Raw genomic sequence first — 6,348 nt, forward strand, 5'->3', positions numbered from 1 at the left:
TGTCGCCGCTACATATCTGCGGGGAGTACCCCTGATACAGATACCAACCACCCTGCTGGCACAGGTCGATAGCAGTATCGGCGGGAAAGTAGCTGTCAACCACAACCTGCTGAAAAACATGATTGGAGCATTTTACCATCCCAGGATGGTCATTACTGACATCACCGCATTGAATACCCTGACCGCTAAAGCGCTTAGCGATGGACTGGCTGAGGTCATCAAATACGGCGTGATTCGGGACGCAGAATTCTTCACTTACCTGGAGAAAAATCTCGACCAGATAAAATCACTCGATGATAGAAAACTGGGCAAAGTCGTCTATACGTCGGCGAAGATAAAAGCCGAGATAGTCGCCGAAGATGAGAAAGACCTGGGACTGAGGAATATCCTGAACTACGGTCATACTATCGGACACGCCATCGAAACAATCTCAGATTTTCAAATCCAGCACGGAGAGGCGGTCGCCATCGGGATGCTGGCGGCGGCCAGAATCTCCAACGCGCTGGGCGTACTCGACGGGGAAGCCGTAATCAGGCTCAAAGACGTTATCGCCAGGGCCGGCCTGCCGACGGAGCTCCCGGCCTTTGAACTGGAAAAGCTTATCCAGGCCATGAAACACGACAAGAAAGTACTGCAGGGTAAGATAAGGTTTATCCTGCCCCGGGCCATAGGCGAGGTATTTATCACCGATGATGTCAGCCCCTCTCTGATAGAACAGGTCTTAGCCGAGTAAGATGAAAAAACCCAGGATTTGCGCTGTCATCGTCAATAATGACCTTAAGGCGGTCAGGGAGATTGCGCCGCTGGTTGACCTGTTCGAGGTTCGCATCGACCTTATTGGCGATGGCTGGCAGGAAACAGCCCGGCAGTTAAATAAACCCTGGATAGCCTGCAACCGCAGCCCCGGTGAGGGAGGCAACTGGCTGGGAGACGAACCCGGCAGAGTAGAGACCCTGCTGCAGGCAACCGAGTTGGGGGCGGCTATCATTGACATTGAGCTCAGCACGAAGGGCCTGGACAAAATTGTTCCGCGGATAAAGACAGGAGGGCAATGCCTCCTGTCATATCACAACCTGGAGATAACGCCCCCCCTGGAGGAGATGGTCAGAATAGTCAAAGAGCAACTGAAGGCTGGCGCTGACATTAGCAAAGTCGTTACCACCGCCCGGAAAGTTGAGGACAATATCAGCGTCCTGCAACTCATCTCCGAATTTTCCGGGACAAGGCTGATTTCATTCGCCATGGGAGCCCTGGGTTACACCAGTCGAGTCCTCTGTCCGCTGCTTGGCGGTGAACTGACTTACGCATCAATCGATACCGGGGAAGAATCAGCCCCGGGGCAGATGACTGTTAACGACCTGACAAAAATCTACCAGCTGATGAGGTGCTGAGAAAATGGCAGAGATACCTGTATCCGGCAAAACAAGTGTCTGCGGCTTAATCGGCGACCCGGTAGAGCATACCATGTCCCCGGTGATGCATAACGCCGCCTTCAGTGAGCTGGGGATAGATTTTATCTATGTCCCGTTCCGGGTAAGGAAAGAGGAGCTGGGCAAAGCTATTGAGGGCATGAGAGCGCTCAACATCAAGGGAATGAATGTTACCATCCCGCATAAAGTAGCTGTTATCCCGTACCTGGACAAGCTCGATACAATGGCGGAAAAGATTAGCGCGGTCAATACCATCACCAATGATAACGGAGTTTTGACCGGTTACAATACCGATGCCAGCGGGTTTCTACAGGTACTGCTGGAGAGGGGGATTGAGCCGGGGGGTAAAAATGTGGCCATACTGGGAGCCGGCGGCGCCTCCAGGGCTATCTCTTTCATCCTGGCGGATAGAGGGGCTAATCTGACAATCCTCAACCGGGCAAAGGAGATGGACTGGGCAAAGGAACTGGCGGCCGGTATTGCCCAGTCCTTCGCGCGTGAAACCAGTGCCCTGGAACTGAACCGGGAAAACATGGCATTGACTTTATCGAAAGCTGATATCCTGGTAAACGCCACCAGCGTGGGCATGGTCCCTGACATTGGCGCAACGCCCGTATCACAGGACCTGCTCAAGCCGGGCCTGGTAGTCTATGATATTATCTACAATCCGGTAAAAACCCGGCTGCTAATAGAGGCGGAGGCCGCCGGCGCTCAGACTATCGGCGGCATTGACATGCTGGTATGGCAGGGCGCTCTGGCCTTTGAGAAGTGGACGGGAGAGAAAGCACCGGTTAAACTAATGAAGGAAAAGGCAATAAATCTACTGAAAAGCCATGAAAAGTAATATCGCTCTGGTGGGTTTTATGGGGGCTGGCAAGACCGACGTCGGCAGGTTCCTGGCAAAAAAGCTGGGTAAGAACTTCATCGAGACGGACACGCTGATTGCGCAACAGGCCGGCAAGTCCATACCCGAGATATTCGAGCAGGATGGAGAAATCGCCTTCCGGGAGCTTGAGATCGAGATAACGAAAAGGGTAGCCCGGGAAAAAGATACCGTAATCGCCTGCGGCGGCGGGGCGGTCCTCAATAAGATAAATATCGACCGCCTCAGGGAGGGGGCCGTCATCGTGTACCTGACAGCGTCGCCGAAGACCGTGCTGAAAAGGGTGGCCAGCGCCGCCGGGAAGCGACCGCTGCTGGCGGTAGACAACCCTATCCTGACCATAGGCGAGCTTTTAAGGTTCAGGAGACCTTTTTACGAACGGGTGGCAGATATTAGAATAAATACCTCAAGACTGACCATCCCGGCGGTAGTCGGGCAAATAATAGCCGAGTTGAAGAGAATTGAAAGCCTCAATACGTAAAAGCAAAATAGCGGGTAGGGTGGTAGCCCCTTCCTCAAAAAGCTACTCGATTCGGGGCTTAATTTGCGCAGCTTTAGCCAGAGGCGAGAGTGAGATAATTGACCCACTGGGCTCCGATGACACTGAAGCCTGCCTGGATGTGCTGGGCAAGCTGGGCATCCGGGTAACTCAGGACAAGAATTCGTGGAAGGTTGCCGGGGGTGAATTCCGGGCGCCGGACACTGACCTGTACTGCCGGGAATCAGCGGCTACCATGAGGTTTATGACGGCGGTATGCGCGCTTGTCCCCGGCAAGTGTCGCTTGACCACGGCTCCGTCACTGTCCCGCAGGCCAATCAAACCACTGATATACGCACTGAGACAACTGGGTATCGATTATATTTTCGATGATGAGCAGGCACAGGTAACTATCAAGGGAGGGAGATTGAAAGGCGGCATTGCCGAGCTGCCGGGCAATATCAGCTCTCAGTTCGTTTCCGCCCTGCTTTTCATCTCTCCCCTCGCCGATGAAGGTACCAAAATCAGACTGACCACACCCCTGGAATCACGACCCTTTGTCTCGATGACCCTGGAGTGTCTGGATGCCTTTGGCGTAAAGGTAACCTCCACCCCGGACCTGAGGGAATTCAGGACCTCCCGGCAAAGCTATCAGCCTACCAGGTACAGGGTGGAAGGAGACTGGTCTTCAGCCTCATACCTGCTAGCCATGGGAGCTATGTCCGGCGAGGTCGAGGTACAGAACCTGAACCCGGAGAGTCTACAAGGTGATAAAGCAATACTGGACTTCCTTCAAGAGATGGGGGCTGACATAACCACCGGGCATAATTCGATTACAGTAAAGAAATCGAGGTTAAAAGCGATAAAGGCTGACCTGAACGACTGCATAGACCTGTTACCGACCATGGCCGTTCTCGCCGCTGCCGCGGATGGAGTCAGCGAATTTACCGGCATCGAGAGGGCCCGTCTGAAAGAATCAGACCGCCCGTCCGCTTTGAGGGAGGGTCTGGAGGCAATGAGCATCAAGGTCACCGAGGAAAAAAAGCGATTGATCATCACCGGCTCGACGCCAAAAGGCGCAGTTATCGATACGCGGGGCGACCACCGCATCGCTATGGCCTTCAGCCTGCTCGGTTTGAACTGCGGCGAGACCATTATTGACAACGCGGAATGCGTTGCCAAGACATACCCCGAATTCTGGGAGATACTGAGAAGCATCGGCGGCGAGGTGAAAATAAATGGGCAATAGTTTCGGCAAGATGTTCACCGTCACCAGCTTCGGCGAGAGCCATGGCCGGTGCGTCGGCACCATAATCGATGGCTGCCCGGCCGGTCTGCCCCTGACCGAAGAGGACCTCCAGCAGGAACTGGATAAAAGAAGACCGGGTAAAAATGTGGCCTCTACCAGCCGGGCTGAGGAAGATAAAGTTGAAATTCTCGCCGGTGCCTTCAAAGGACACACCACCGGCGCCCCCATCTGCCTGCTGATATGGAATAAGGACATCGATTCCAGCGCCTATGAACGGATCAGGTTTCTGGCCAGACCCGGTCACGCTGATTACACCGCTTATGTCAAATACGGCGGCTTTAATGATTACCGGGGAGGAGGCAGATTCTCGGGGAGGACCACGGCAACCATGGTCATGGCGGGAGCCGTAGCCAGGAAACTGCTCGGACTGACCGGTATCGAGATTCTGGCCTACACCATCGAAATCGGCGGCATCAAAGCAGGGGCAAAGTCACTCAACGAAATAAGAAGGAATACGCAGACCAGTCCTCTGCGCTGCGCCGACCCTGACGCCGCCGTGAAGATGGTCAGGGTAATTGAACAAGCCCGGGGGGAAGGGGACAGCGTGGGCGGGGCCGTCGAGGCGATGGCGCTTAACGTACCGGTGGGACTGGGAGAGCCGGTATTCGACACGCTGGAAGGAGACCTGGCCAGGGCTATCTTTGCCATCCCGGCGGTTAAAGGGGTTGAATTCGGCGCCGGGTTCTCCGTCGCCGGGAAAAGAGGCTCCGAAAATAACGACGCCTTCACCATCAGCGACGGCAAAGTGGTGACTGTAACCAATAACGCCGGCGGCATCCTCGGCGGAATCAGCAACGGGATGCCGGTGGTGGTAAGGGTCGCTTTCAAGCCGACGCCATCAATAGCCCGGATTCAGAACACGGTTGACCTGCAAAAAATGACCGATACCAGCCTGGAAGTGAAAGGCAGGCACGATGCCTGCATCGTGCCCAGAGCCGTACCCGTCGTGGAAGCAATGATGGCGGTAACGCTCTGTGATTTCGCGATGAGAGCAGGACTTATCCCGGAGGTTATAAGATGAGTCTGGAAGACCTGAGAAAAAGGATTGACGAAGCTGATGCCAGGATAGTCAGGCTTATTGCCGAGAGGATACGGATTGCCGAAGAAATAGGAGAGGAGAAGAAGAAAGAAGGCAAGCAAATCAGGGATACCGCCCGAGAAGAAAAAGTGCTGGAAAATGTGAGGCGGGTGGCGCGGGAAGAAAAAATAGGCCCGGATGACCTGGTCAACATTTACCGCCAGATAATGGACATCGCCAAGAATGTGCAGGGTATGATGGTTGCCTTTCAGGGTGAACCGGGAGCCTACAGCGAGGAAGCCGCCTTTCGATTCTTCGGGAATTCAACCCGGGTCAAACCCTGTGAGAGCCTGGAAGACGTCTTTCAGGCGGTAGAACGTAATGAAGTACAGTTCGGCATTGTCCCCATCGAGAACTCTCTGGAGGGAAGCATCAGCCGGTCATACGATCTGCTCCTGGAATCGAATCTCAAGGTGTGCGGGGAAACCGAACTCCGCGTCAGCCATTGCCTGATAACCCATCCCGAAACACGACTCGACGGTATCAAGCGGGTCTACTCTCACCCCCAGGCGCTGGGGCAGTGCAAGACCTACCTCCGGCACCTCGGCCGTGAACTGGTGCCCACCTATGATACCGCCGGCAGCGTCAAGATGATTAAAGAGAAAGGAATCACTGACGGCGCGGCTATCGCCAGCTGCCGTGCCGCCGACATATATGAAATGAAGGTTGCCGCCAGTGAGATTGAGGACAACCCGAACAACTTCACCCGCTTTTTTATTCTCGCCAAACAGGACTCGCCGCCGTCAGGCAATGATAAGACATCAATCGTCTTCTCGGTAAGTCACAAACCGGGAGCACTGCACGAATTCCTGCAGATACTGGCATCAAGAAACATCAACCTGACCAAAATCGAATCCCGGCCAACACGCCAGAAACCATGGGAATATAATTTTTACCTGGACTTTGAAGGTCACCGCCAGGACAAAGCGATTCAGGAAGCCATGGAGAAACTGGAAAAGGCAGCCCTGTTCATGAAGGTACTGGGCTCCTATCCCAGAGCCAGGTAGCCGGCACGACCCTCTTACACCCCATCCCGGTTCGAATCCAATGTGGGCTAACAAGTGATTCGAGCTTGGCCCGCCTGAAAAGGCGGACTTTTTGATTGCCTTAATTATGATATAATTATAACAAATGCAGCGAGCAAAGCTTTCTTAGCGTGAAAAGAAGGGA

Annotated in this window: 7 protein-coding genes; all 7 read left to right on the forward strand. The window is 54.1% G+C overall.

Annotation, left to right across the window (positions count from 1 at the left end; translation table 11 throughout):
• Positions 1-733, forward strand: a 733-nt coding sequence (aroB, locus tag Q8Q07_08035; protein ID MDP3880231.1) for a 3-dehydroquinate synthase, incomplete at its 5' end; no start/stop codon positions are given.
• A gap of 1 nt (position 734) precedes the next feature.
• Positions 735-1,391 carry a type I 3-dehydroquinate dehydratase gene (locus Q8Q07_08040; protein MDP3880232.1) on the forward strand — a complete coding sequence of 219 codons (657 nt, stop codon included), beginning with the start codon at positions 735-737 and terminating at the stop codon, positions 1,389-1,391.
• 4 nt (positions 1,392-1,395) lie between these two features.
• The gene (locus tag Q8Q07_08045) at positions 1,396-2,274 is read left to right on the forward strand and encodes a shikimate dehydrogenase (GenBank protein MDP3880233.1); all 879 of its coding nucleotides are present in this window, start codon (positions 1,396-1,398) and stop codon (positions 2,272-2,274) included.
• Entirely contained in the window at positions 2,264-2,794 is a 531-nt protein-coding gene (locus Q8Q07_08050; protein ID MDP3880234.1) for a shikimate kinase, read from the forward strand. The genes Q8Q07_08045 and Q8Q07_08050 overlap by 11 nt, the downstream gene beginning before the upstream one ends.
• The gene (aroA, locus tag Q8Q07_08055; protein MDP3880235.1) at positions 2,775-4,040 is read left to right on the forward strand and encodes a 3-phosphoshikimate 1-carboxyvinyltransferase; all 1,266 of its coding nucleotides are present in this window, start codon (positions 2,775-2,777) and stop codon (positions 4,038-4,040) included. The genes Q8Q07_08050 and aroA overlap by 20 nt, the downstream gene beginning before the upstream one ends.
• Positions 4,030-5,121: a chorismate synthase gene (gene aroC / locus Q8Q07_08060; GenBank protein ID MDP3880236.1), complete on the forward strand. Its 1,092-nt coding sequence runs from the start codon at positions 4,030-4,032 to the stop codon at positions 5,119-5,121. Before aroA ends, aroC begins: the two co-directional genes overlap by 11 nt.
• Complete coding sequence (pheA, locus tag Q8Q07_08065) at positions 5,118-6,185, forward strand: prephenate dehydratase (GenBank protein MDP3880237.1); 1,068 nt, start codon at positions 5,118-5,120, stop codon at positions 6,183-6,185. The genes aroC and pheA overlap by 4 nt, the downstream gene beginning before the upstream one ends.
• Positions 6,186-6,348: the final 163 nt, after the last annotated feature.

This window comes from Dehalococcoidales bacterium (assembly GCA_030698765.1).
Taxonomy (GTDB): domain Bacteria; phylum Chloroflexota; class Dehalococcoidia; order Dehalococcoidales; family UBA2162; genus JAUYMF01.

Coding starts and splice junctions, on each gene's coding strand:
- Q8Q07_08040 (MDP3880232.1), top strand. CDS start 735: ATGAAAAAACCCAGGATTTGCGCTGTCATCGTCAATAATGACCTTAAG.
- Q8Q07_08045 (MDP3880233.1), top strand. CDS start 1,396: ATGGCAGAGATACCTGTATCCGGCAAAACAAGTGTCTGCGGCTTAATC.
- Q8Q07_08050 (MDP3880234.1), top strand. CDS start 2,264: ATGAAAAGTAATATCGCTCTGGTGGGTTTTATGGGGGCTGGCAAGACC.
- aroC (MDP3880236.1), top strand. CDS start 4,030: ATGGGCAATAGTTTCGGCAAGATGTTCACCGTCACCAGCTTCGGCGAG.
- pheA (MDP3880237.1), top strand. CDS start 5,118: ATGAGTCTGGAAGACCTGAGAAAAAGGATTGACGAAGCTGATGCCAGG.